The 23,975-nt window shown below is 60.9% G+C and carries 21 protein-coding genes; 1 reads left to right on the forward strand and 20 read right to left on the reverse strand.

The features are described from left to right. Positions 1-132: 132 nt before the first annotated feature. The 13 genes from ARB25_RS00775 to ARB25_RS00835 form a co-directional block, all read right to left on the reverse strand. Positions 133-753, reverse strand: coding sequence for a histidine phosphatase family protein (locus ARB25_RS00775; RefSeq protein ID WP_055285187.1), 621 nt, complete (start codon positions 751-753; stop codon positions 133-135). A 39-nt stretch (positions 754-792) separates the two neighbouring features. Further along, positions 793-1,947, reverse strand: a complete 1,155-nt coding sequence (locus tag ARB25_RS00780) for a cation diffusion facilitator family transporter (RefSeq protein ID WP_055285188.1) — start codon at positions 1,945-1,947, stop codon at positions 793-795. A gap of 150 nt (positions 1,948-2,097) precedes the next feature. Next, positions 2,098-3,312, reverse strand: coding sequence for a PTS sugar transporter subunit IIC (locus ARB25_RS00785; protein ID WP_055285189.1), 1,215 nt, complete (start codon positions 3,310-3,312; stop codon positions 2,098-2,100). A 40-nt stretch (positions 3,313-3,352) separates the two neighbouring features. Further along, positions 3,353-5,077: an acetyl-CoA carboxylase, carboxyltransferase subunit beta gene (gene accD / locus ARB25_RS00790; RefSeq protein WP_055285190.1), complete on the reverse strand. Its 1,725-nt coding sequence runs from the start codon at positions 5,075-5,077 to the stop codon at positions 3,353-3,355. Beyond that, positions 5,064-6,407, reverse strand: a complete 1,344-nt coding sequence (locus ARB25_RS00795; protein ID WP_055285191.1) for an acetyl-CoA carboxylase biotin carboxylase subunit — start codon at positions 6,405-6,407, stop codon at positions 5,064-5,066. Before ARB25_RS00795 ends, accD begins: the two co-directional genes overlap by 14 nt. A gap of 10 nt (positions 6,408-6,417) precedes the next feature. After that, on the reverse strand, positions 6,418-6,840 hold the full coding sequence (gene fabZ / locus ARB25_RS00800; RefSeq protein ID WP_006235025.1) for a 3-hydroxyacyl-ACP dehydratase FabZ: 423 nt from the start codon (positions 6,838-6,840) through the stop codon (positions 6,418-6,420). A 9-nt stretch (positions 6,841-6,849) separates the two neighbouring features. Next, a complete protein-coding gene (accB, locus tag ARB25_RS00805) occupies positions 6,850-7,323 on the reverse strand; it encodes an acetyl-CoA carboxylase biotin carboxyl carrier protein (protein ID WP_022094191.1) in 474 nt (157 codons plus the stop codon). A 3-nt stretch (positions 7,324-7,326) separates the two neighbouring features. After that, positions 7,327-8,574, reverse strand: coding sequence for a beta-ketoacyl-ACP synthase II (gene fabF, locus ARB25_RS00810; protein ID WP_055285192.1), 1,248 nt, complete (start codon positions 8,572-8,574; stop codon positions 7,327-7,329). A gap of 39 nt (positions 8,575-8,613) precedes the next feature. Continuing rightward, positions 8,614-9,387 (reverse strand): 3-oxoacyl-[acyl-carrier-protein] reductase, encoded by a 774-nt coding sequence (gene fabG / locus ARB25_RS00815; protein ID WP_055285193.1) that lies wholly within the window; start codon positions 9,385-9,387, stop codon positions 8,614-8,616. 30 nt (positions 9,388-9,417) lie between these two features. After that, a complete protein-coding gene (locus ARB25_RS00820; protein ID WP_055285194.1) occupies positions 9,418-10,344 on the reverse strand; it encodes an ACP S-malonyltransferase in 927 nt (308 codons plus the stop codon). After that, positions 10,332-11,276 (reverse strand): enoyl-[acyl-carrier-protein] reductase FabK, encoded by a 945-nt coding sequence (gene fabK / locus ARB25_RS00825; protein WP_055285195.1) that lies wholly within the window; start codon positions 11,274-11,276, stop codon positions 10,332-10,334. The genes ARB25_RS00820 and fabK overlap by 13 nt, the downstream gene beginning before the upstream one ends. Before the next feature lie 2 nt (positions 11,277-11,278). Then, entirely contained in the window at positions 11,279-11,515 is a 237-nt protein-coding gene (locus ARB25_RS00830; RefSeq protein WP_055285196.1) for an acyl carrier protein, read from the reverse strand. A 52-nt stretch (positions 11,516-11,567) separates the two neighbouring features. Beyond that, positions 11,568-12,527: a 3-oxoacyl-ACP synthase III family protein gene (locus ARB25_RS00835; RefSeq protein WP_055285197.1), complete on the reverse strand. Its 960-nt coding sequence runs from the start codon at positions 12,525-12,527 to the stop codon at positions 11,568-11,570. A gap of 176 nt (positions 12,528-12,703) precedes the next feature. On the opposite strand from ARB25_RS00835, the gene ARB25_RS09695 reads away from it, so the two are divergent. Next, positions 12,704-13,480 carry a biotin--[acetyl-CoA-carboxylase] ligase gene (locus tag ARB25_RS09695; protein WP_172676297.1) on the forward strand — a complete coding sequence of 259 codons (777 nt, stop codon included), beginning with the start codon at positions 12,704-12,706 and terminating at the stop codon, positions 13,478-13,480. 116 nt (positions 13,481-13,596) lie between these two features. On the opposite strand, the gene rpsJ is transcribed toward ARB25_RS09695, so the two are convergent. From rpsJ to ARB25_RS00875, 7 genes are all read right to left on the reverse strand, one after another. Next, complete coding sequence (gene rpsJ, locus ARB25_RS00845; RefSeq protein ID WP_022094184.1) at positions 13,597-13,905, reverse strand: 30S ribosomal protein S10; 309 nt, start codon at positions 13,903-13,905, stop codon at positions 13,597-13,599. Between the two features lie 60 nt (positions 13,906-13,965). Then, on the reverse strand, positions 13,966-16,065 hold the full coding sequence (fusA, locus tag ARB25_RS00850) for an elongation factor G (protein WP_022094183.1): 2,100 nt from the start codon (positions 16,063-16,065) through the stop codon (positions 13,966-13,968). A 20-nt stretch (positions 16,066-16,085) separates the two neighbouring features. Then, positions 16,086-16,559, reverse strand: a complete 474-nt coding sequence (gene rpsG / locus ARB25_RS00855; RefSeq protein WP_006235013.1) for a 30S ribosomal protein S7 — start codon at positions 16,557-16,559, stop codon at positions 16,086-16,088. 73 nt (positions 16,560-16,632) lie between these two features. Next, a complete protein-coding gene (rpsL, locus tag ARB25_RS00860) occupies positions 16,633-17,010 on the reverse strand; it encodes a 30S ribosomal protein S12 (RefSeq protein ID WP_006235012.1) in 378 nt (125 codons plus the stop codon). 552 nt (positions 17,011-17,562) lie between these two features. Further along, the gene (locus ARB25_RS00865; protein ID WP_055285199.1) at positions 17,563-18,639 is read right to left on the reverse strand and encodes a DUF4179 domain-containing protein; all 1,077 of its coding nucleotides are present in this window, start codon (positions 18,637-18,639) and stop codon (positions 17,563-17,565) included. After that, a complete protein-coding gene (locus ARB25_RS00870; protein WP_253276021.1) occupies positions 18,590-19,210 on the reverse strand; it encodes an RNA polymerase sigma factor in 621 nt (206 codons plus the stop codon). Before ARB25_RS00870 ends, ARB25_RS00865 begins: the two co-directional genes overlap by 50 nt. A gap of 283 nt (positions 19,211-19,493) precedes the next feature. Beyond that, entirely contained in the window at positions 19,494-23,969 is a 4,476-nt protein-coding gene (locus ARB25_RS00875; RefSeq protein ID WP_172676298.1) for a DNA-directed RNA polymerase subunit beta', read from the reverse strand. Positions 23,970-23,975: the final 6 nt, after the last annotated feature.

Genomic DNA, 23,975 nt, shown 5'->3' on the forward strand with positions numbered 1-23,975 from the left:
CACGACGGAGAGCACATTAAGTGCTCTCCTGTTCGTGCGGAACTCGCGACAACCTTAATATGTCTCAGGCCCGCCCCCTCCGCCGCACACTGGGAACGCCACGTTGATGTCTGCTAAACCTTGCTCGTTCAGCTAATTACTTTGTTGGGGATCCACAATTTGCTGCAAGGTAAACTTGCATTGGGGCGTATCGTCCTCTTCTCGCGCCTCATCGAAATCGAAGATCATGATGGCGCAGTTGGGGAGCTTTGCTGGGAGTTCGAAGCCCTCTGGGGCGGCGGCTTTGATGAATTGGCGGCTGGCGCTGCCGTGGCTTACTGCCAGGACGGTTTCAACATCATCGGCGCTCATGAGATTAGCGAGCGTGCTTACCATACGCTCTTGCAGCGCCTGACTTCCCTCCCCTCCGAAGGGGATTAAGTCCTCGCCCGGATCCCAGACGTCGGTAGGCAGTGCGTCGTGCGGGCCCCCTTCAAAGGAGCCATAGCAGCGTTCGATGATGCCTTCGCAGGGCTCGACGGCGGCGTCCGGGCCGAGGAGCTCGCCTGCGACGAGCCGAGCCGTGGCCATGGCTCGGCTTAAAGGAGACGAGACTACCTTGTCGGGGGTGACGTCGCGGGCTTTAAGCCATGCGGCGGCCTTTGCGGCCTGCTGACGGCCCAAGTCCGTTAGCGGTGAATCGCAGCGGCCCTGGACGAGCTTTTTGACATTGAACTCCGTCTGACCGTGACGGAGCAGATACAGTTTCTTCATGGTCTCCCCTTTTGCGCGAATGGCCCTAGCGATACAGCCCTACTCGCGTGCCGCGCCGACGTAGTCTTCATCGACCGTAATCTTGGCTATCGACTTGGGATATTCGGACTCCACCTGCTGCGCCAGCGTGCGCCTAAGGTCATCGGCGCCCATCGTTAAATCCGAAGGACGCACGCAGTCAAAAATCACGTTAGTGTGCGTAGGGCCCGGCACGCAGCGCAGGTCGTGGATCGAAATACGGCCGTCGATCTGTTTGGCCATCGCGTTGATGCGGAGGCGCATATCTGCCACCTTTGGATCGTCGGTCACGATGGGGTCGTAATGGAGCGTGACAATCATGCCGTCTTCGTTCCTAAACGCCTGCTCAATATTGTCGAGCGTGTCGTGGCTTTCCAGCGGGCTGGCCTCGGCCGCCATCTCGGCGTGAGCGCTTGCGAACTTCCTGCCCGGGCCGTAGTCGTGAACCATCAGATCGTGAACGCCCAAAACACCGGGATAGCTCATGATCTTATCTCGAATGTGCTTGACCAGCTTAGGATCGGGCGTCTGGCCCAAAAGCGGGCTCACCGTATCCTGGATGAGTTCAAAACCGCTCCAGCCAATATAGGCGCCAACGGCAAGGCCGACCCATGCGTCAAGATTGATGTGCGTCACCTGCGAAACAATTGCGCACGCCAGCACGGCGCCCGTAGCAAGGACATCGTTCTTGGAATCCTGGGCGGTCGCATGCAGCGTCTCGGACTCAACGCGATCGCCGAGCTTTTGGTTGAGGGTCGCCATCCAGAGCTTTACGACCATCGAAAGCACGAGAACTGCCACCAGGGCAAGCGAGAACTCGACAGGTTCGGGGTGGATGACGCGCTCAACTGAGGACTTCACCAGCTCAACGCCAATCAGCAGCACGAGCGCCGCCACGACCAGACCCGAGAGATACTCGTAGCGACCGTGGCCGTAAGGATGCTCAGGGTCGGCCGGCTTGCTCGCCAGCTTAAAGCCAAGGACACTCACGATGTTCGAGCTGGCATCGGATAGGTTGTTCATGGCATCCGCCACAATCGAAACCGATCCCGAAACCACACCAATTGCACCCTTCGCAGCACAAAGCGCGACATTGGCGACAATACACACCATGCCCGCTAACGTGCCCACACGCGCACGATCGCCCTGCGCACGCTTAACAATCCACTCGACCATCTACATCCGCCCCCACGGTGCTACTTATATATCTATTGTTCAAACGGATTGTAGTGTAGCCACTTTGTCCCCCAGATACAAAAAGGCCGCGACCCACACGGGCCACGGCCTTGGAATGTGGCAAAGGAATCGTCCTTGTGCCGCACAGGTTTACGCGCTTACTTCGGCCGCGCTCTTAGAGGTTTCGGGCAAATCGGCTCCATCCCCCGCCGCCTGCCCCTTCGCCGGCACCACGCCAAAGCAGTAGCTCAGCGCCGCAGACACCGCAAATGCCGTGCCACCGGCAACGCAGCACCACAGCAGGTTCGGGATGCCGCCCGTGGCAAAGCCAATGACCATGAGGACATTCGTCATGCCGATGGTATAGGCCGTAACGTGCCCCACGGCCGCAACAAGGCCTCCGACGGCACCGCCAATGGCCATGCACGTCAGGCACCTGCCATATTTAAAGCCGCAACCGTACAGCGCCGGCTCGCTTACGCCGCCAAGAACACCCGAGATTGAATAGCCCAGCATGAGCGCCTTCTCATCCTTATCCGCAACGCGGAGCGACGCGCCAAAAGGCATGCCCCAAACGGCGAACGTTGCCATCGTCGCGGCGATCAGGATGCACGAATCCGTTCCCACACTCATAAACTGCGCATAGGCGAGCGATAGGACAACGTTGCTGACGCCCGCGATCTTTAGGAACTCCCAGCCCGCGGCAAGCCCCATGAGCGTGAGCAGCGACACGATGCCACCGGAATTGCCAAGCATAAACATAAGCTGGCCCAACAGCATGCCCAGATAGCTGCCCGCCGGCGCCGTAATACACAGCGAAACCGGAACCATAACAAGCATGGTCGCAAACGGAACGAACGAAAACGCCACGGCCTTAGGGATAACGCGCCGAAAGAAACACTCCACTCGCCATAGCACGGGCACCGAGATGAGAACCGGAATAACAGTCGTCGTGTAATCGTTGACCGGCGCGGGAAGCAGACCATACACGGAAGTCATCGATGCCCCCGTCGTCGATGCGGCATCGACGAGCTTAAGCAGATCGGGCGCAATCAATACGCCGCCCAGCATCATGCCCAGCTGCTCCGAGCAACCGAGCTGGCGGGCGGCCGCCCAACCAAGATAAATGGGCAAAAAGTAGTAGCCGGCGTTATAGAGCCAACTGTAGAACAGGCGATAGATTTCGGAATCGGCAGACCATAGGCCCAGCATGCCTTCGCCCATAATGACGGCGACGGTGCGGAACAACGCCGCGCAGACAATAAACGGCAGCGCCGACATCATGCTTTTGGACAGATAGTCCACCACGGCCATGGCGTTTGATGAAACCGTCGTCGTAAACGAGGTGTTAGAAACTTGTGGCATGGAACGCCTTTCCCAATGTGACATGCGGACTGTCCCTTTGTCACATCGTGCGGTACTGACCGATTGCGCGGTACTTTTCGTAGCGGAGGTTTGTGAGGGTCGCGTCGTCGAGCCGCCCAAGCGTATCGAAGGCATCAAATGCCGAGGACATGACGGCACCGGCGATCTCCTCATGCGACAGGCCCCTATCGTCAACGATGCCGTCGATGATGCCGAGCGCCAACAGATCGGGGGCCGTGAGCTTCAGCGCCTCGGCGGCCTCATTCGCGCGCTCGGTATCCTTCCACAGGATCGACGCACAGGCCTCGGGGCTCACGACCGAATAGGCCGAGCTCGAGAGCATCAGGATGCGGTCGGCCATGGACAGCGCCAGCGCGCCACCAGAGCCGCCTTCGCCTGTCACCACCGAGACAATCGGCGTCTTAAGGCCGCTCATCTCCATGAGATTCTGGGCAATCGCCTCGCCCTGACCGCGCTCCTCGGCACCGATGCCGCAAAACGCGCCCGAAGTATCGACCAGGCACAGAACCGGTCGACCAAACTTTTCGGCCTGGCGCATAAGGCGACGCGCTTTGCGGTAGCCCTCGGGATGCGCCATGCCAAAGTTGCGGCGCATACGCTCTTTGGTCGTGGTGCCGCGCTCGATGGCGATGACCGTTACGGGGCGTCCGTCTTTCCAGCCAATGCCAGCCACCACAGCGGCGTCGTCGCCAAAGTAACGGTCGCCGTGCAGCTCCACAAATCCATCCAGGCCCAGCGAGATCATCTCACCCGCCGTGGCGCGATCTGCCGAGCGGGTCTGCTTGACAATCTCGAGCGCGGTTTTTGGTGCCGTCGAGCGCTTGAACAAGTGTCCCAGCTTTTTGCCGCGGCGACCCGTATGCACGATCTCATGCGGTGCCCCCAGGCCGGGCGCATGCCCCTCGTGCAGCGCCAGCAGCTCGCCCACCGTGAGCGCAATCTCGCCGCGCGGAACAACGGCATCGCAAAAGCCGTGCTCCAGCAAAAACTCGGAGCGCTGGAATCCCTTGGGCAGGCGCTTGTGCATGTTCTGCTCGATCACGCGCGGGCCGGCAAATGCCGTCAGGGCATCGGGCTCGGCCAGGATAATGTCCCCCTCCATGGCAAAACTCGCGGTTACGCCTCCGGTCGTGGGGTCGGTGAGCACCGTAATATACAGGCCGCCCGCCTCGCTGTGGCGCCTAACCGCCGCAGAAATCTTGGCCATCTGCATAAGCGAGGTCACGCCCTCTTGCATGCGCGCACCGCCCGAAACGGTAAAGCCGACAACTGGCAATCCCAGCTCGGTCGCACGCTCAAATGCGCGACAGATCTTCTCGCCCACCACGGACCCCATCGAGCCCATCATAAAGTTGGCGTCCATAAAGAAGAGCGCGGTATCGCAACCGCAGATTTTGCCCCTGCCGCACGCAACGGCATCGCGCTCGCCTGAACGCTCGCTCACGCTCTTGAGCTTATCGGCATAGCCGGGAAACGAGAGGAAGTCCTCCGACGCCAGATTGGCATCCCATTCCTCAAACGTGCCCTCGTCGACCGTCATGCGCATGCGCGCGCGACCGCTCACGCGAAAGTGTTTGCCGCAACGAGGGCAGACCTCGAGGTTGTCGTGTAGGCGTGCCTCATCGATCACACGGCGGCACTCCGGGCACTTGATAAACACGTGGCGCGCGGGAAACTCGGCGCACGACTCGGTTATCGGCCCCTCAAGGACATTGACCGTCTTCGCTTTTCTATTCATCAGCATAGAGATGCCCCATCAGATCGGTGTGATACATGCCCGACAAGAACTCGTCGTTTGCCAGCACGTCGAGCTGAAGCTCGCTGTTTTCGCTCACGCCCTCAATCACGAGCTCGCCTAGGGCCGAGCGCATCTTGCGAATGGCGCCGTCACGCGTGGGCGCACACACGATGAGCTTGCCGAGCATGGAGTCGTAGTACGGCGGAACGTTCTCACCGGTAAACATGGCGGAATCCCAGCGCACGCGCGGACCACCCGGCACACGCAACGCGGTGACCGTTCCGCATGACGGCAGAAAGTCCGGCGTTTCGGCATTGATGCGGCACTCCATGGCGTGGTTGCGGACCGGCATGTCCTCCTGCTCAAAGGGCAGAGGTTGGCCGGCTGCCACGCGCAGCTGCCACTTGACCAAGTCGGTATCGGTCACAAACTCCGTAACCGGATGCTCCACCTGCAAGCGCGTGTTCATTTCCATAAAGTAGAAATTGCCGTCGTCCGAATACAGGAACTCGATGGTACCGGCTCCCTCATAGCCAACGGCACGAGCCAGGTCACGCGCCGCCTTGTGCATGCGAGCACGAATGTCGTCGTGTCCGTCGAGGCACGGCGCGGGGCTCTCCTCGATCAGCTTTTGGTTGCGGCGCTGCACCGAGCACTCACGCTCGCCAAGCGAAAACACATGGCCCTGCTTATCGGCCATAATCTGCACCTCGACGTGGTGCGCCGGCGCGACAAACTTCTCCATGTAGCACTCGCCGTCGCCAAAAACGGCCTCGCCCTCGGCGCGCGCCTCGATAAACGCCTTTGCCGCATCTTCCACGCGCTCGACCTTGCGAATGCCGCGACCGCCACCACCTGCACGCGCCTTAATAAGCACGGGGCAGCCAATGCGCTCGGCCTCGGCCGTCGCCTCCTCGGGGCTTTTGAGCAAATCGCAGCCCGGCACGATGGGCACGCCCGCCGCGGCAGCCGTTCGACGTGCGGCGTCCTTGTCGCCCATGCTGTCGATCACCTCGGCCGAAGGACCGACAAACGCCAGGCCATACTTGTCGCAGTCGCGCACAAAGCTCGCCTTCTCGGAAAAGAAGCCATAGCCGGGATGAATTGCCTTAGCTCCCGACTTTACGGCACAGGTGAGCACGGCATCGTCGTTGAGGTAGCTCTCGGCAAGACGCGGGCCGCCGATGCAATACGCCTCGTCGGCAAGTTTCACGTGTAGCGCGTCCACATCGGCCGTGGAATAGACGGCGACGGTCTTGATGCCCATATCGCGGCACGCGCGGATAACACGGACCGCGACCTCGCCGCGGTTGGCGATGAGCACTTTGTCGAACATGAAGCCTTCCTTAACTTTCGTGCATGAGTGCAAAAGACATATCGGCGCGGCAGCAAACCTCACCGTTGACGCTCGCAGTACCCGTCGCAAAGCGGAACGGCCCGCGCGCACGCGTGATGGAGCACACCAGATCCACCGTGTCGCCCGGGCGCACCGGACGCTTAAAGCGCACCTTGTCCAGACTCGTGTAGAACGGCGTCGCGCCGCGCGCTTCCTCATCGCCCATCAGCAACACGCAGCAGTTCTGGGCGAGCATCTCGCATTGGATCACGCCGGGGACGACCGGGTTTCCCGGAAAATGCCCCTGCAAAAAGTACTCGTCGCCCGTAATCGTGATCTTGCCGTGGGCCTCGTCGCCCACCAGCTCGGCTTCGTCGAGCAAAAGCATCGGCTCTCGATGCGGTAACAGTTCTTTAAGCTCTTCTTTGTTCATGGATATCACCTATCCGATCCTCATGAGGCAGCTGCCGAACTCCACGAGGTCGCCGTCGGCCACGCAGATTTCGAGCACCTCGCCGTCTGCCTCGGCCGTCACCTCGTTGAGAACCTTCATGGCCTCGATGATGCAGAGGGTCTCGCCGGCCTTGACCTTGGAGCCCACATGCACAAACGGCTCGTCGCCCGGCGCCGGGGCAGCATAGAACACGCCGACCATGGGAGCGGTCACCTCGGTGCCCTTGGGCTCCGGTGCGGCGGCAGGTGTCTGCGCGGCGGGCTCCGGTGCGGCAGGCGCGACTGTGGGAGCTGCAACTGGAGCGGCCATAGCGCTCGGCATGGGCATGGGCACGGCAACCGGCTGTGCGGCGCTCGCGCGCTCGAGTTCGACCGCGGTGCCATCGGGCTCCTCAACGCGCACGCGCGTGAGGCCGCGGTCCTCCATAACATCGGCTATCTCGGCAAGTCTTTTGGAATCCATGCTCTAGCTCCTCGTATATCTACGCAGCGCGATGGCGGCGTTGTGTCCGCCAAAGCCCAGGTTGGTCGAAAGCGCCCAGGTAAGGTCGGCGCGAACTGCGCGATTGGGCGTGTAGTCAAGATCGCAGGCGGGATCGGGCGTGTGGTAGTTAATGGTCGGCGGCACCACGCCCTGCTCGAGCGCCATGGCGCAGGCCATGACCTCGATGGCGCCCGTGGCACCGATCATGTGGCCGGTCATCGACTTAGTCGACGAGACGTGCGCGGCGCGCGCCGCGTCCTCGCCGAGCGCACGCTTAATGCCCGCCGTCTCGGACGAATCGTTGAGCTTGGTAGATGTGCCGTGGGCATTGATGTAGAGACCCTCGGAAGGCCTGACGTCGCCCTCGGTCACCGCCAGCGATATCGCGCGGGCAATGCCGGCAGCCTCGGGATCAGGGCTCGTGATGTGATAGGCATCATCGGTGTTGCCGTAGCCCACGACCTCGGCATAAATGTGCGCACCGCGCGCCTGTGCATGCTCCATGCTCTCGAGTACGAGCACGCAGGCGCCCTCGCCCATCACAAAGCCGTCGCGGTCTGCATCGAACGGACGGCAGGCCGTCGCGGGATCGGGGTTGGTGGTCAATGCGCGGCAGGACGTAAAGCCCGCAACGGCATCGGGGATAATGGCCGCCTCGGCGCCGCCCGCGAGGATCGCGTCGGCATAGCCGTGCTTGATGGCGCGGAACGCCTCGCCCACCGCATGGGCCGAGGTTGCGCACGCGGTCACCACGGGCAGGGTCGGGCCCTTTGCCTTGTGGCGGATTGCGATATTGCCCGATGCCATGTTGGGGATCATCATCGCGATCATATAGGGCGATGCGCGGCGGGGCCCACGTTCGGCAATCGTATGGACGTTGTCGACGAGCGTCGTCATGCCGCCCACGCCCGAGCCCACGTAGACGCCCAGGCGCTCTCGATCGATGGCGCCCTCGACATCAAAGCCCGCATCGTGCATGGCCTCGTCCGACGCTGCCAGGGCAAACTGAACGCAGGGGTCCAGGTGCTTGGCGTCACGCTTACCAAAGTACTCGTTGCCGTCAAAACCCTTGACCTCGGCCGCCACCTTAACGGCAAACGCATCGGTATCGAAGTGCGTGATCGGGCCGATGCCGCACGTGCCGGCGCACATGGCCGCCCAGGTAGCAAGCGCCGTGTTACCGAGCGGCGATACGGCACCGATACCGGTGATTGCAACTCTCTGTTCCATCATGGTCTCCTCATTCAAGCCGTTGTTCGGCCCTGGTTTCTACATCGCCATTCCGCCGTCGACGCGTATGACTTCGCCCGTAATGTAAGCGGCGGCATCACTCGCCAAAAAGCGCACCACGCCGGCCACTTCCTCGGGGCGCGCCATGCGCCTCAGGGGAATCTGCTCCTCGCACGCCGCGCGCACCTTATCCGATAGCTTTGCCGTCATATCGGTCTCGACAAACCCGGGGGCAACCGCGTTCACTCGTACGCCGCGTGGCGCAAGCTCGCGCGCCACCGCCTTGGTCAGGCCGATGACGCCCGCCTTGGAGGCGGCGTAGTTGGCCTGCCCGGCATTGCCCATCAGGCCCACGACCGAGCTCATGTTGATGACGCAACCGCCGCGCTGGCGCATAAAGGTCTTGGTGAGCGCGCGCGTCGTGTTAAACGTTCCTTTAAGATTGACATCGAGCACGCGATCGAAGGCGTCATCACCCATGCGCATGAGTAGGCCATCGCGGGCGATGCCAGCGTTGTTGACGAGCGCCCAAATGGAGCCAAAGTCGTTGAGGACCGCTTCCACGCACGCGTTGACGGCAGCGGGGTCGGCCACGTCACATTGATATGCGCGCGCCGTGGCGCCAGCCGCCTCACAGGCTTCGCACGTCTCGCGCGCCGCATCTGCGCTACCGGCATAGACGACGGCGATATCAAAGCCGTCCTCCGCCAGGCCCACGGCACAAGCGCGACCGATGCCGCGCGAGCCGCCCGTGACAAGCGCCACACGACGTGAGTCGTTGCGCTCGAGCGCGCCTTTGTTCAAGTTGCCCATGTCATTCCTTTCGGGTTACAGCCCTGTGAACTATGCGAGCTCGTCGGCAATAGCTGCGACCTGCTCGGCCGTTTCGCACGAATACACGCGAACGTCGCTCAGCGTACGTTTGACCAGGCCCGACAGCGTTTTGCCGGGGCCGACCTCAATAAACGTGTCGATGCCCTGATCCTGCAGAGTATGCAGCGTGTCGGCCCAGCGAACGGCATGGCTCACCTGGTTGGCCAGCACCTCCGATGCCGCCTGCGGATCGGCCGGATAGGGCGCCGCCGTCATATTTGCCATAACAGGAATGAGCAACGGGGACGGCGCGTGACCGGCTTGGATATACGTCGCCAGCCCTTCAGTCGCTTCGGCCATATAGGGGCTATGGAATGCACCCGACACCGCGACCTTCATGGCGCGACCGCCAGCCTCTTTTACCAGGACGTCGAGGGTCTGCAACGCATCGGGCGCTCCGGCCACAACCGTCTGCTGGGGACTGTTGTAGTTGACCGGCCAACAGTCCTCGCCTGCCTGTTTTGCCAGGCCCTCAACTTGCGCCGCATCGAGCTTGATGACGGCGCGCATGCCGCCGGGGTGACGCTCGGCCGCCATGGCCATCAATGCCGCGCGCTCACACACGAGCTCAAAACCCGCTCGCGTATCGAACGCCCCCGCAAAGGTGAGTGCAGCGACCTCGCCCAGCGAGAATCCCGCACAGGCGGCAGGCACCACGCCGCGCTCGCGCAGGGCGACAGCGACAGCCAAGTCGTGCACGAACACGCAAGGCTGCGTGTTCACGGTCTGCGACAGCTCCTCCTTGGAGGCGCTCCGGCACTGCTCGCTGGTCCCCGGGCGCACCTCATCGGCGATTGCAAACACCTCGGCAGCCGCCGGTGATGCCTCGACCAGGTCGACGCCCATCGCGGGATGCTGGGCACCCTGGCCTGCAAACAGAAACGCTACGCTACCCATGCGGACGCACCCTTCAGGACATGCTCGGCGCCATCAACCAGATCGTCGACGATCTCGCGTGCACTCTGGCGTTCGTTGACCATGCCAGCAATCTGTCCGCACAAATACGAGCCCTCTTCGTAATTACCGTCCTTGGCGGCCTTGCGAAGGGTGCCTGTGCCCATGGCCCCGAGCTCCTCGGCACTTGCGCCCGCCGCCTCGCTCTTGGCGTAGGCGTTGGTAAAGGGACTCTTGAGGGCACGCACCGGGTGTCCCGTCGAGCGACCGGTCGCACGCGTCGACGTGTCGCCCGCCTTGAGCACCAGCTCTTTGTACTGTTCGGATACGGTGCACTCGTTTGCGACCAGAAAGCGTGTTCCCACCTGGACGCCGGCAGCGCCGAGCATAAAGGCGGCCGCCACACCGCGGCCATCGGCGATGCCGCCAGCCGCAACCACGGGAATATCGACTGCATCGACAACCTGCGGAACGAGCGCCATCGTCGACGTCTCGCCAATATGGCCGCCTGATTCGGTGCCCTCGGCAACCACGGCAGTGGCTCCACGACGCGCCACGAGACGCGCCAGCGCCACCGAAGCCACGACGGGAATAACCTTGATGCCTGCATCGATCCAGGCCTTCATGTACTTGGTGGGATTGCCGGCGCCGGTCACCACAACGGGTACCCGCTCATCAATCACCACTTGTGCGACCTCGTCGACAAACGGACTCATGAGCATAACGTTGACGCCAAAGGGCTTATCCGTCTTGGCGCGCAGCTCGTGAATCTGATCGCGCAGCCAGTTTGCGTCGGCATTCATGGCCGCAATAATGCCCAAGCCGCCTGCCTCGGACACGGCAGACGCCAGCGAGGCGTCGGCAATCCAGGCCATGCCACCCTGGAACACGGGCTTTTCGATGCCGAGCAAATCGCAGAGAGGAGACTTGAGCATCACTACTTCTCCAATGCCGCCTCGACCGTATCGACGAACTCGCCGACCGTCTTGGGGTTCTCCTCGGTATCGAGTTCAATGCCAAACTCGTCCTCGACGGCGACGAGGATCTCGACGGTGCCCAGGCTGTCGAGGCCAATCTCCTCGAGCGTGGACTCGGGCTTCATCTCGACGTCGTCAAGGCCAGCGGTCTCGCGGATAACGTCGCAAACGCGCTCGAAGGTCTTCTGATCTGCCATGGTAGTTCTCCTTTGTTTGTGCCCTAGGGGCGTTTTTATTTCCTATGTGCGACTACTTCCAACGAAGCAGATAGCCACCTATATCCAGGCCGGCGCCAAATCCAACGAGGGCGATGGTGTCGTCCTCATTCAGTGCGTCGGTACGTGCCAGCCGGTCAAGCGCAAAGGGAATGCAGGCGCTCGAAATGTTGCCGGTCTCGCGTAGCGTTCGAACCACGCGCTCGTCTGGCACGCCGAGACGCTTGACCGCCTGACTCAGGATTCGTTCGTTAGCCTGATGGAATACAAAATGATCGATGTCTTCGACCGAAATGCCCGCATCGCTCGCAAGCTTATGGACCGTGTCGCAGATGGCGTTGACGCCGAACTTGAACACGCGGCGACCATTCATGGACAGCACGCTCGCGCTATCTGCGGAGTCCTTAAACGGCGAGGTGCCGACCAGACCGGGAACGCGCAACGTCTCGACGTCGGGCGCTGTCGAAAGCTCAACGGCAAGAGGGTTGTCTCCCCCAGTCCCTATGACCGCAGCACCCGCGCCATCGCCAAAGAGCACGCACGTGGCACGGTCGGTCCAATCGAGCGCGCGCGTCATCTGCTCGGCGGCAACGACCAGCACGTGCTTGGCGCGACCGCGGGCGATATAACCCTCGGCGACATCGAGCGCAAATACGAAGCCGGCACAAGCCGCCGAAACGTCGAAGGCAGGACATGTGGCACCCAGGCGCTCAGCAACGGCGCACGCTTCGGCAGGAACGAGGTGATCGCCCGTCGTCGTCGAACAGACGATAAGATCCAGCTGGCTCGCGTCGGTTCCGGATACCTGAAGCGCCCGCTCGCTCGCCGCCACGGCAAGGTCGTCGAGTGACTCAGTGGTGCAGACGTGGCGGCTCTTGATACCGGTGCGGGTAAAAATCCACTCATCCGAGGTATCGAGGAACTCGGACAGCTCGTCATTGGAAACACTGCGCGTAGGAAGCGCCGAGCCTGTTCCAAGAATCGTGAAACCCATCACTAACCTCCTTTGAGTTGTTGACGTGTTTACATCGACCAAGAGAGGATAGCGCATTTCAGTCATTGTTGACGTGTTAACATTAAATTGTCCAAATGCGACAAAGGCTTCACATTGTGTCTGTCTCTCGACACCATTGCGTTATTCACTTATTCATTAAGGAGGTAGCAGCCGCTATGGATGCCCAATTAACGATAGTCGACGTAACCGGATCGACCAACGATGACCTGCTCGAAGCAGGAAAACAAGGAGCGCCGCACGGCACAGGACTTGCCGCCCGGGCTCAGACAGCAGGACGCGGCCGGCGCGGCCACAAGTGGGATTCAACCGCCGGCAACCTATTGCTTTCGATTGTCCTGCGTCCATGCGTTAATCCTGCAAAGTACTCTGGTCTTGCCGCCGTCAGCGGCCTAGCGGTGCTCGAGGCGCTCGAAAAGCAGGGTCTTGCAAACGAGATTGGCCTCAAATGGCCCAACGACCTGATCGCGCGAGGACGCAAGCTCGGCGGCATTCTGGTCGAGGCGGCACGCGACAACAAAGGCATGCCCTTCGCCGTCTGCGGCATTGGCGTCAATGTGAACTACACGCCCCAAGAGGTGCCCGATGGCGGCCTGGCGGCAATTGGCCTCTCGGACCTCAACGAGAATGTTCCCGCCGTCGATGTGTTACTCAAGGAGGTCTATCACACCGTCGTAAACGCTGTGGACGCGTGGGCAGACCTGCTCAACGCCATGGAAGAAGACGCCGGACCGCTCGCGCCCGTCCACGGCGAATATATCGGTCATCTCAATTGGATTGGGGAGCACGTTATCGCCCGTTCCCCTGCCGGTGACGAGCTGGCGCGTGGCATCTTTCAAACGGTCGATGACTTTGGTCGCGCGTGCATCGAGACAGAAGACGACTTGCGATCCTTCCATTTTGAGGAGGCATCGCTGCGCCCCTTGAGCGAATAGGGAGCCGCAGCCACCCGCTCGGCAGCATTACCCAGCAGTCCAAACCCGTCATGCAAAACAAAAGAGCCCCGCTACCGTAATGGCAGCGGGGCTCTGTAAGCTATGAGCGGTATCGCTTAGAGCTTGATGTCGATGTCGACGCCAGCGGGGAGGTCGAGACGCATGAGCGAATCAACGGTGCCCGAGGTGGGGTCGAGGATGTCGATGAGGCGCTTGTGGGTGCGCATCTCGAACTGCTCACGGGAGTCCTTGTTCACGTGCGGCGAGCGGATAACCGTGTACAGGTTGCGCTCGGTGGGCAGGGGGACAGGACCGGAAACGCGAGCGCCGGTCTTCTGAGCGGTCTCGACGATGAGCTTCGCGGACTGATCGACGACCTCGTGATCATAGCCCTTGAGGCGAATGCGGATCTTCTGGGTAGCCAACTTAAACCTCCAAAGAGTGCGAGAGACGTTCTCGCGGATTACGTAACAGGGAGCTCGAACTTAGGCGTTCTTGCTCATGACCTCGTCCACGATGGACTTGGGCGCGGGCTCATAAGAGTCGAACTGCATCGTGTAGGATGCACGGCCCTGGGTCTGGGAGCGAAGGTCGGTAGCGTAACCGAACATCTCGCCCAGCGGCACCTTGGCACGGATGAGCTTGCTGTTCTTGCGATCCTCCATGCCCTCGATCTTGCCGCGGCGACCGGAGAGGTTGCCCATAACGTCGCCCATGTACTGCTCGGGAGTCTCGACCTCGACAGCCATGATCGGCTCGAGCAGCTGCGGGTCGGACTTCTTGAGGGCGTCCTTGATAGCCATGGAACCGGCGATCTTGAAGGCGGCCTCGGAGGAGTCGACCTCGTGGTAAGAACCGTCGAACAGGGTGACCTTAACGTCGAGGACCGGGAAGCCGGCGATAACACCGGTGTTCAGGGCCTCCTGGATGCCCTTGTCGATGGACGGGATGTACTCCTTGGGCACGACGCCGCCGACGATAGCGTTGACGAACTCGTAGCCGAAGCCCTCCTCCATCTTCTCGAGCTTGATGACGGCGTGGCCGTACTGACCGCGACCGCCGGACTGACGGACGAACTTGCCCTCAGCCTTCTCGACGTCGTGACCAGCGGTCTCGCGGTAGGCAACCTGGGGCTTACCGACGTTAGCGTCAACCTTGAACTCGCGGAGCAGGCGGTCGACGATAATCTCGAGGTGCAGCTCGCCCATGCCGGCGATGATGGTCTGACCGGTCTCGTGGTTGGTGGACACCTGGAAGGTCGGGTCCTCCTCGGCGAGCTTGGTCAGAGCCAGGGACATCTTGTCCTGCTCGGCCTTGGTCTTGGGCTCGATGGCAACGTCGATAACGGGCTTAGCGAACTCGATCTTCTCGAGGACGATCTCCTTGCCCTCGGCGCACAGAGTGTCACCGGTGGTGGAGTTCTTGAAGCCGACGCAAGCGACGATGTCGCCGGCGGCAGCGTCGTCACGGTCGATACGCTCGGCGGCGTTCATCTCGAGGATGCGGCCGAGGCGCTCGCGCTGACCGTTGGAAGCGTTGACCACGTAGGAGCCGGACTCGGCGCGGCCGGAGTAAACGCGGACGTAGGTGAGCTTACCGACGAACGGGTCGGTCATGATCTTGAAGACCAGGCCGGAGAAGGGCTCGTCGAAGGAAGGATGACGCTGGATCTCCTCGCCGGTGTCCGGATCGGTACCGGTGACGGCCTCGACGTCGAGCGGGCTGGGCAGGTAGTCGACGACAGCGTCGAGCAGCTCCTGAACGCCCTTGTTCTTGTAGGCGGAGCCCACGAAGACGAGGTTGAGCTCGTTGGCCAGAACGCCCTTACGCAGGGCAGCCTTGAGCTCCTCGACGGTGAAGTCCTCCTCCATGAGGATCTTCTCCATGAGCTCGTCGTCAAAGCTGGCAGCAGCGTCGAGGAGCTCCTCGCGCTTGGTGGCAGCGATGTCGGCGAACTCAGCCGGGATCTCGTCCATCGGCTCGGGGTAGGTCATACCCTTCTCGTCGGCCTTGAAGTCCCATGCAGTCATGGTGACCAGGTCGATGACGCCCCAGAAGTTGTCCTCGGCGCCCATCGGGACCTGAGCGGCCACGGCGTTGGCGTCGAGACGATCCTTCATGGTCTCGATAGCGTTGAAGAAGTCAGCGCCCACGCGGTCATACTTGTTGATGAAGGCGATACGGGGGACGTTGAAGGTGGAAGCCTGACGCCAAACGGTCTCAGACTGGGGCTGAACGCCGGCAACGGCGTCGAAGACGGCGACAGCGCCATCGAGGACGCGCAGGCAGCGCTCGACCTCAGCGGTGAAGTCAACGTGGCCCGGGGTGTCGATGATCTGGATGCGGTAGTCCTTACCGTCCTTGTTCCAGAAGCACGTGGTAGCAGCGGAGGTAATGGTTACGCCGCGCTCCTGCTCCTGAACCATCCAGTCCATGGTGGCAGCGCCCTCATGGACCTCACCGATCTTGTGGGTCTTACCGGTGTAGTAAAGAATACGCTCGGTCGTGGTGGTCTTACCGGCATCGATGTGGGCCATGATGCCGATGTTACGGGTATCGGAAAGCTTGTACTTAGGCTTAGCCATGTTAGTTCCTTACCTTAAACTTACCAACGATAGTGAGAGAACGCGCGGTTGGCCTCGGCCATCTTGAAGACGTCCTCACGCTTCTTGACGGAAGCGCCCAGGCCGTTGGAAGCGTCGAGGATCTCGTTGGCGAGACGCTCGGCCATGGTCTTCTCCTTGCGAGCGCGGGAGAAGTTGACGATCCAGCGGATACCCAGAGCGGTGGAACGACGGGAGTTGACCTCCATCGGGACCTGATAGGTAGCGCCACCGACACGCTTGGGCTTAACCTCGAGCGTGGGCTTGACGTTGTCCATAGCCTTCTTGAAGGTAGCGAGAGCGTCGCCACCCTCGGACTTCTCGGCAACGATCTCGAAAGCGGTGTAAACGATGCGCTCAGCGGTGGCCTTCTTGCCGTCAAGAAGGACCTTGTTGATGAGCTGAGTCACCAGGCGGTTGTTGTAAACGGCGTCAGGCTGAACCTCACGACGATTAGCTGCTGCACGACGCGGCATGTGAAATCTCCTTAAGTGTCTACCGTGCGGCGCTTAGGCGGCACACGGCGAAAGTATCAAAACGTTATCTGGCTTATTTAGCCTTGGGGCGCTTAGCACCGTACTTGGAACGGGCCTGCATACGGTTCTGGACCGGAGCAGCGTCGTAGGCGCCACGGATGACGTGATAACGGACACCAGGGAGGTCACGGACACGACCGCCGCGGACGAGCACGATGGAGTGCTCCTGCAGGTTGTGGCCCTCACCCGGGATGTAAGCAGTAACTTCGATGCCGTTGACGAGGCGAACACGGGCAACCTTACGAAGAGCCGAGTTCGGCTTCTTGGGGCTCGTGGTGAAGACACGGGTGCACACGCCGCGCTTCTGGGAGTTGTGCTGCAGAGCAGCGTTCTTGGACTTCTTGGGCACGGAACGACGGCCCTGGCGAACCAGCTGGTTAATAGTAGGCAAAGCGTACTCCTTCTCGAATGATTCCAGCTTTCTGTAAAGTGCAACGGCTTGAATCGAGGGGTCAGCATCCCCCTACGAAACACGCAGTTCGATAGGATACGTGGCGTTAGCTGTGCCGTCAACAGACCACGCCACCGGGCGTATCCTAAAATAGCCACATTTCCGCAAAGCCTACACAAAAGGAATCCCCTTCTGTGCGCGGGGGCGGATTCCCGGGCCGGGCGGCCCAGGGGTTAAGTTTGCTGCTCTACAGTCCTGGCTCGCACGGAGGCCACATTAAGTGGCCTCCGGCTCGTGCGGAACTCGCGACAAACTTAACCCCTGGGCCGCCCGGCCCGGGAATCCGACGTGCTCGTTGGGGCAACGCTACCTGCCAAAAAGAGACAGGTTTATTTTGGTCGGTTTTATCTGGGGAAACGTCGCGCTCCAGCGGTGATCTGCTCTCATCTGTCGCATGGAAATCGGCGGCGTTTTCGGAAGTATATCGCTCAGTCTAACCACCCATTTACCGCAAAAGAGGCCGCTTCCCCTAGTAGGAAGCGGCCTCAGACCTTACGAATAGACGATGGTAAAGGGTACTTCTGTTTCGGTCTCTCCTGTTGACGTGTACCTCGTGCCTTCGAGCGTTAGTGAAACCACTTGGTCGACATCAATCAACTTCGTTGGCACCCAAATGTTCTCTCCGCTATTGCGTGCCATCGAAACATAGAAGTTGTACGCCCCTGCGTCGTCATCTTCGATAATCTGCTCCGATCCATCCTTGTAGGTGACGGTCAGTTTATGATCAACTGCTTCATAGCCCAGATCATCGATGTGCGTCTGGATGGAAAACGGGCTGATCTCGAGAGGCGAGTCATCGGAGCGGAGTTCCTTTGTATCGACGTACGCTCCGACGCTAAACTCGGGCGTCGATGCCTCGAACGGCTTCGCATCCTCGCCTTCGCCCTCTGTCCAGGAGATATTCCAAGTGACAGCGCGTCGTAAATCTCGATCGCGATTCCAAGATGCAAAGTACATCGTGCCGTTAATGACCGTGTCGCTTGATGTGTCTTTATCAATTGTGCAGCGTGTGTCAGCCCATTCCTCGCCGAAGTTCATGCTGGGCGTACCGATGCCTTGTTCTTCTTCACCATAGAGAACAAGTTCGCCTGTCTCTGCTGCCGGCTTGTAGTAGTTAACGCCATTTGGATTGGACAACGTAAACGTCACGGCTCCGCAGCCGTTTTGGTCAATAGCCATCTCATGGATATCGAGCGTATAGCCATTACCCTCGACGGACAGATCAACCTTCTGGACTGTGCCCTCCAGGCTTTGGGGCGCGATGCCGTCACCGAACTCTCTGGTGTAGGTATATTGAGTCCCCGATGAGCCGCCGTTGGTCCAGGTAATGGAATCCCCGTTGCCGTGGTTTCCCCAGGCTGAGGCAAAATAGCTGGAATTGATAACTGCGTAGGCGACCCCTCCGGTCGCCAACACTCCGACAAGACACCCGATTACGGCAACATAGAGAGGCTTCGCGTGGCCCTTTCGATGAAGCGGCTCACCCGCAGCAGTATTAAGGACGCGATCTGCAAGATTGCTATCGGCTTGGATGGACTCGAAGGCCTGCTTGATTTGATTGGATTTCACGGTCGCCCTCCTCTAGGATGAACTTGAGCTTCGACCTACCGCGAGCCAAACGCGTTCGAACGGTCGCGGCTGGTACATGCAACAACTCGGCAATCTCTGAGGTCGAAAAGCCCAGATAGTAATAGAGCACGATGGGAACGCGGAATCGCTCCGGAAGTCGCATAACGTCTGACAGGACCGCCTTGGTCTCATCCTGCGCCGCCGAAAGCGAATCGGCCAGGTTCTCAATATCCTCCACACGCCTCCATGGCTTTCGAAAGAGCGATTTACATTCATTGATCGTGACCCGGATAAGCCATCGACGAAGATGTTCCCAACTTTCAAAATGTCCATCGCTTTTAAGCAGCTTAAGAAAGACATCTTGGGCAATATCGTCGGCATCGGCACGATCGCGCAGGTACGTCAATGCGATTCGAAACACGACATCACGGTGATCCTCGACCGCCTGTCTAAATGCTTGTTCTTCCATAATCACCTCCCGGTGACGGTAATGATCCTTGATGAGGTCCTCACCATAGATACGCTCTTGCCGGACGAAATGTTTCAAATTCAAGCAGGAAAAACCTACCAAAATAAACCTGTCCCTTATTGGCAAAAGGAATCCCCTTCTGTGCGCGGGGGCAGATTCCCGGAACGGGCCGCCCGCTGTTTAAGTTTGCTGCTCTACAGTCCTGCGCAAGACGGAAAGCACATTAAGTGCTTTCCTTTGCGTGCGGAACTCGCGACAAACTTAAACAGCGGGCGGCCCGTTCCGGGAATCCGACGTGCTCGTCGGGGTAACGTTCCTCACCAAAAAAGACCCGCTTCCCTGTTGGGAAACGGGTCTTTGGAAGGACGGTTAACGTACTAGGAAATTACTCCTCGTCGTTGTCCTTGGCCTCTTCGGCGTCGTCGGTGTCCACGAGCTGGTTGAGCAGCTCGTCGAGGGAAGCCATGTCCTCGTTGATCGCGCCGTTGGCGGGAGCCTTCTTGTCGTCGATCGGGGCGCCCAGGAGCTCCTCGTCGGCGTCGGCGTGATGCGTCGGAGCGGAGGTACCCAGCAGGATATCGTCCGGACCGTCGGGGCTAAAGACCATCTGCAACAGCTGCGAGAGGTCTTCCTCGTCGGCAACGTCGTCGTTGTTCTCGAGGATGTAGAGCAGGTCGTGGGCCTCCAGGCCGTCACGGAGCTCCTCGATCGCCTTGGCACCGATGCCATCGATGCGCAGCAGATCCTCCTCGGACTTGCCGACCAGGTCGCCGACCGTCTCGATGCCGACCTCGCTGAACTTGTTGGTCCAGCGCTGCGACACGCCCAGGTCGTCGAACAGGTACAGGCGAGCCTTCTCGGCGGAGATGGTGTGGCCGTTGCGGGTGAACGAACCGTCAGCACCGCCGAACTCGTCGTAGCCGGCCCAGTCGAGCTGCTGTGGGAGCTGCTCGTCCAGGTCCTTGAGCTCCACAGGAGCCCACTCGGGCAGCGACTTGGCGTTGGGCGAAGCCGGGCCGTCGATGTCCACGTAGCCGTCGGCCGTGCGATACGTCAGCTTGGCGTTGGCGTACGGCTTGAGGCCGGTACCAGCCGGGATCTTCTTACCGACGATGACGTTGGACTTAAGGTCGAGCAGGTGGTCGACCTTGCCCTCGATGGCAGCCTCGGTAAGGACACCGGCGGTACGGATGAACGAAGCGCTCGACAGCCAGGAGTCGATGTTGGACGCGACCTTGAGCGTACCCAGGATGACGGGCTCGGCCACAGGAGCCTGACCGCCCAGACGGGCAACGCGCTCGACCTCGTCGGCGAACTCGTAGCGGTCGACGTACTGACCAAGCAGGTACTTGGAGTCGCCGGGGTTGGTGATCTGAACGCGACGCAGCATCTGACGTGCGAGCACCTCGATGTGCTTGTCGTTCAGGTCGACGCCCTGGCTGGTGTAGACGTCCTTAACGCTCTCGACGAAGGTGTGCATCGTCGACTCGATGTCGGTCAGCTTGCGCAGGTTGCGGAAGTTGACGAAGCCCTTGGTGATCTGGTCGCCGGCGCGAACCTCGCAGCCGTCCTCGATCTCGGGCATAAAGCGCACCGAAGCGGGGACGCGACGCTCGTCGAGGACACGGGTGTGATCCTCGGAGTCGGTGAGCGTCAGCACGTACTCGGACTTCTCGGGCTTAATCGAGAGGTGACCGGAGTACGGAGCCAGCTCGGCCTCGCGACCCAGAATCTTCTCGTTGACGTTGCCGACGATATCGAACATACGGCTGACCGTAGGCAGACCCTGCGTAATATCGTCGACGCCAGCGACGCCGCCGGAGTGAATGGTACGCATCGTAAGCTGCGTACCGGGCTCGCCGATGGACTGGGCAGCAATAATGCCGACGGCAGTACCGATAGCGACCGGGCGACGGGTGGAAAGATCCCAGCCGTAGCACTTCTGGCACACGCCGTACTTGGAGCGGCAGGTGAGCAGCGCGCGAAGCTTGACCTTCTTAAGGCCGGCATCGACCATCTTCTGGATGTCGGCGACCTTCTCGATGTAGCCGTCCTGCTCAAAGAGCACGGTGCCATCGGGGGCCACGACGTCCTCAATGAAGCAACGGCCGACGAGGTCGGTGTTGAGGTCGGTGGTGCCGGGGATGATGAGGTTGTAGGTGACGCCCTCGTGTGTACCGCAGTCCTCCTCGCGGACAATGACGTCCTGGGCCACATCGACCAGACGACGGGTCAGATAACCAGAGTCCGAGGTGTGGGATGCGGTATCGACCAGGCCCTTACGGGCGCCGTAGGTCGAAATGAAGTACTCGAGCGGCAGCAGACCCTCGCGGAAGTTCGCCTTAATGGGAAGGTCGATCGTCTCGCCGGACATGTCTGCCATCAGGCCACGCATGCCGCCGAGCTGACGCAGCTGGGTCTTAGAACCACGGGCGCCGGAGTCGGCCATCATGTACAGCGGGTTCTCCTCGTCGAACATGTCGAGCATGAGCGCTGCGACCTTATCGGTACAAGCGGTCCACTCGTTAACGACTTCGATGTGGCGCTCCGTCTCGTTGATGAAGCCCTCCTCGAAGTACTCGTTGATCTGGTCGACGTTGGCCTGGGCGCGATCGAGCAGCTCCTGCTTCTCGGCAGGGATGAGAGCGTCCCACACCGAGATGGTGAGGCCGGCGCGGGTAGCGTAGTGGAAGCCGGAGTACTTGATGGCGTCGAGGATCGGGCCGACCTTGGCCTCGGGGTAACGATCGCAGCAGTCCGCAACCAGCTTGGCCACGTCGCCCTTGACCATCTTGTAGTTCATGAACTCATAGTCTTCGGGCAGGCACTGGCGGTTAAAGATGATGCGGCCGATGGAGGTCTCGAAGCGCGCGGTCTTGTTGCCGGTGACGTCGTAGTCGACAAACTCGTTCTTGCCGTTCTTGACGCGGAAGATACGGGTGCCGTCCTCGTTGATGACATTGGCGTCGGCAGCGGACACGCGGACCTGAATCTTGGCCTGCATGTCGACCTCGGAGCGGCAGTCATAGGCGTGCAGCGCGTCGTCAAAGCTGGCGAACACGTGGTTCTCGCCCGGCAGACCGTCGCGGACCTGGGTCAGGTAGTACACACCGATGATCATGTCCTGCGAGGGGATGTTGACCGGCTTGCCGGATGCCGGCGAGCGCAGGTTGTTCGCAGAGAGCATGAGCACGCGGGCCTCGGCCTGAGCCTGGCTGGACAGCGGCACGTGGACAGACATCTGGTCGCCGTCGAAGTCGGCGTTGAAGGGCGAGCAGACCAGCGGATGCAGGTGGATAGCCTTGCCCTCGACCAGCACCGGCTCAAAGGCCTGGATGGACAGACGGTGCAGGGTCGGTGCACGGTTGAGCAGCACGACGCGGCCGTCGATGACCTCTTCGAGGATGTCCCACACAAAGGTGGCACCGCGGTCGATAGCGCGCTTGGCACCCTTGATGTTCTCGACCTTGCCGAGCTCGACCAGGCGCTTCATGACGAAGGGCTTGAAGAGCTCCAGTGCCATGGTCTTGGGCAGACCGCACTGGTGCAGCAGCAGCTTGGGGTCGGTAACGATAACCGAACGGCCGGAGTAGTCGACACGCTTACCCAGCAGGTTCTGACGGAAACGACCCTGCTTGCCCTTGAGGGCCTCGGCGAGCGACTTGAGCGGGCGACCGCCACGGCCAGAGACCGGGCGACCACGACGGCCGTTGTCGAACAGGGCGTCCACGGACTCCTGGAGCATGCGCTTCTCGTTGTTCACGATGATCGCGGGGGCGTCCAGGTCGAGCAGGCGCTTGAGTCGGTTGTTGCGGTTGATCACGCGGCGATACAGGTCGTTGAGGTCGGACGCGGCGAAGCGGCCGCCGTCGAGCTGGACCATCGGGCGCAGATCGGGCGGAATGACCGGGATGACGTCCAGGATCATGTTCGCGGGGCTGTTGCCGCCCTTCAGGAAGGCGTCAACGACCTCAAGGCGCTTGACGGCCTTCTCGCGCTTCTGCTTCTGGGAATCCTCGTCGGCGATGATGGCCTTGAGCTTCTCGGCCTCGGAGGGGAGGTCGATGGCAGCGAGCAGGTCGCGGACGGCCTCGGCACCCATGCCACCCTTGAAGTACATGGAGTAGTAGCGGGTCATCTCGCGGAACAGCGGCTCATCGGAAATGAGGTCGCGCTCGCTGAGCTTCATGAAGGCGTTGAAGGCGTCCGTGCGGAGCTGCTTCTCGTCCTTGCACTCTTCCTCGATGTCGACGATGCCAGAGGCGATCTCCTCGGGGGTCAGCGGCTCCTCGTCGGAGAACTCGTCGAAGTTCTCGGGGTTGCCCTGCTCCTTGAGGGACTCGATCTGGCGGGCGCACTCGGCATCGATCTCTTCCAGATCGGCGGCGAGCTCCTCGCGCAGGTCGTCAGCGTCGGCCTCGCGAGCCTCGTAGTCGACCTCGGTGATGATGTAGCTGGCAAAGTACAGAACCTTCTCGAGGTCCTTGGACTTGATGTCGAGCATACGGCTCATCGGGAAGCTCGTGGGGCTCTTGAAGTACCAGATGTGGGACACGGGAGCGGCGAGCTCGATGTGGCCCATGCGGTCGCGACGCACCTTGGCCGAGGTGACCTCGACGCCGCAGCGCTCGCAGACGATGCCCTTAAAGCGGATGCCCTTGTACTTGCCGCAGGAGCACTCCCAGTCCTTGGCGGGACCGAAGATCTTCTCGCAGAACAGGCCGTCCTTCTCGGGCTTGAGGGTACGGTAATTGATGGTCTCCGGCTTCTTGACCTCACCGTGCGACCAGGAACGGATCTGGTCGGCGGAGGCAAGGGAGATCTTTACCGAGTCAAAATCAGTAGCTTCGAAATCTGCCACAGTCAA

The sequence above is a fragment of the Collinsella aerofaciens genome, from assembly GCF_001405375.1.
Classification (GTDB): Bacteria; Actinomycetota; Coriobacteriia; order Coriobacteriales; family Coriobacteriaceae; genus Collinsella; species Collinsella aerofaciens_F.

Bases quoted from the DNA above. Each gene is read 5' to 3' on its own strand.
- ARB25_RS00775 (WP_055285187.1), bottom strand. From the start codon at position 753: ATGAAGAAACTGTATCTGCTCCGTCACGGTCAGACGGAGTTCAATGTC.
- ARB25_RS00780 (WP_055285188.1), bottom strand. From the start codon at position 1,947: ATGGTCGAGTGGATTGTTAAGCGTGCGCAGGGCGATCGTGCGCGTGTG.
- ARB25_RS00785 (WP_055285189.1), bottom strand. From the start codon at position 3,312: ATGCCACAAGTTTCTAACACCTCGTTTACGACGACGGTTTCATCAAAC.
- accD (WP_055285190.1), bottom strand. From the start codon at position 5,077: ATGCTGATGAATAGAAAAGCGAAGACGGTCAATGTCCTTGAGGGGCCG.
- ARB25_RS00795 (WP_055285191.1), bottom strand. From the start codon at position 6,407: ATGTTCGACAAAGTGCTCATCGCCAACCGCGGCGAGGTCGCGGTCCGT.
- fabZ (WP_006235025.1), bottom strand. From the start codon at position 6,840: ATGAACAAAGAAGAGCTTAAAGAACTGTTACCGCATCGAGAGCCGATG.
- accB (WP_022094191.1), bottom strand. From the start codon at position 7,323: ATGGATTCCAAAAGACTTGCCGAGATAGCCGATGTTATGGAGGACCGC.
- fabF (WP_055285192.1), bottom strand. From the start codon at position 8,574: ATGGAACAGAGAGTTGCAATCACCGGTATCGGTGCCGTATCGCCGCTC.
- fabG (WP_055285193.1), bottom strand. From the start codon at position 9,387: ATGGGCAACTTGAACAAAGGCGCGCTCGAGCGCAACGACTCACGTCGT.
- ARB25_RS00820 (WP_055285194.1), bottom strand. From the start codon at position 10,344: ATGGGTAGCGTAGCGTTTCTGTTTGCAGGCCAGGGTGCCCAGCATCCC.
- fabK (WP_055285195.1), bottom strand. From the start codon at position 11,276: ATGCTCAAGTCTCCTCTCTGCGATTTGCTCGGCATCGAAAAGCCCGTG.
- ARB25_RS00830 (WP_055285196.1), bottom strand. From the start codon at position 11,515: ATGGCAGATCAGAAGACCTTCGAGCGCGTTTGCGACGTTATCCGCGAG.
- ARB25_RS00835 (WP_055285197.1), bottom strand. From the start codon at position 12,527: ATGGGTTTCACGATTCTTGGAACAGGCTCGGCGCTTCCTACGCGCAGT.
- ARB25_RS09695 (WP_172676297.1), top strand. From the start codon at position 12,704: ATGGATGCCCAATTAACGATAGTCGACGTAACCGGATCGACCAACGAT.
- fusA (WP_022094183.1), bottom strand. From the start codon at position 16,065: ATGGCTAAGCCTAAGTACAAGCTTTCCGATACCCGTAACATCGGCATC.
- rpsG (WP_006235013.1), bottom strand. From the start codon at position 16,559: ATGCCGCGTCGTGCAGCAGCTAATCGTCGTGAGGTTCAGCCTGACGCC.